Annotated in this window: 1 protein-coding gene; it reads right to left on the bottom strand. The window is 43.8% G+C overall.

What is annotated here, in order from left to right:
• Positions 1 to 1,093: IS4 family transposase (locus tag JWH17_RS23200; protein ID WP_205225079.1), on the bottom strand; the 1,093-nt coding region annotated here is incomplete at its 3' end.
• Positions 1,094 to 1,178: the final 85 nt, after the last annotated feature.

Here is a 1,178-nt window from a genome sequence, read left to right as displayed (position 1 = left end):
CCATTCCCATGGTCGTCTTTATATCTCGAAAAAAAAGCTCAACATCCCATCTTTTCAGGTACAGTTCGGCAATTTCCTCGCTAGGATATTTGATGGGATCCAGCAAGGTCGTTATAATGAAAAATCCCTTTGTCCTATACCCTGGTTGATTAACCACCACCCTGATCTGCCTCAATTCAAGCTCCAAAGGGAGCTGATCCAAAGTTTCTCTGGAATAAGACAAGCCAGGATTGTATTTAGGGCGATCCCACTTGATAAGCAAGTCGTTTTCACCTATTTGTTTCAGACAGTTCGATTTGCTGGCTGGCTTACGACGCGCAAGCGTAAGGACGCTGTCAACACCTAGCTCCTTTAGCTTTACCATGTCGAAATAACTACAAAAACCCTTGTCTCCGAGAAAAATATCATCAGGCCGAAAAGTATCCAACTGTTGACGGAAAAGGGGCAATTCGTTATTTTTCTTGTTTCCGACGGCATAGCTAAGCATTGCGCCGCTTTCCAGAGAGAAGCAGACGCATACGCGCGCTGACGGAAAACCGCAACCAGGTTTTTGTGCCGCTGATTGTGGCCATACTTCTTGATTACCAGGAGTGTCAGGCATGCTAAGCCCTGTTCCGTCAACAACAATGACCCGACGGTCCATTAATAGACCGCTTTTTGTCGAACTGTCACTCCGTTCAGCTGTATACTGAAAAATATCCGTAAGTGTTTGTTCATCGAGTTTTTTACGAGCCGTACAGCATGATGCTGTTGATGAAGAAGGAAGCTTGGTTCCTTTAAGTGATGCATAAGATTGGAGCTTCCTGACGACCTCCTTGCATCCGCCATCTGCATCCAGCACTTGCCCTAAAAACGCCCAGAAAGTATTCTCTTTGGAGTAAAAAGTCCTGCGACTCATAGATCCAGATGACTCTGGCTTGAGATAATCGCCAGGAATAAAACAGCCAAATATTTCTCCAATTTGTTTGAACGTTTTCTGTTGGAGAAAAGCAATTTTATCTGCCAATACCTGTTGAATTGAACGAGGTTTCCTTCCTCGACGTGGCAGATAAAAACCGGGTAACATTGGTGTTGGATTTACTTTATTCTTCATGGTTAAAAATAACATTTTTAACCAATAATATCAGTCCGGTTTGCACTAAAAAAACGCCTTAAACTAGCGCCATTCGGGACAGACC

Source organism: Desulfogranum marinum (genome assembly GCF_016918565.1).
Classification (GTDB): domain Bacteria; phylum Desulfobacterota; class Desulfobulbia; order Desulfobulbales; family Desulfobulbaceae; genus Desulfogranum; species Desulfogranum marinum.
This window is presented reverse-complemented; position numbering and strand designations above follow the sequence as displayed.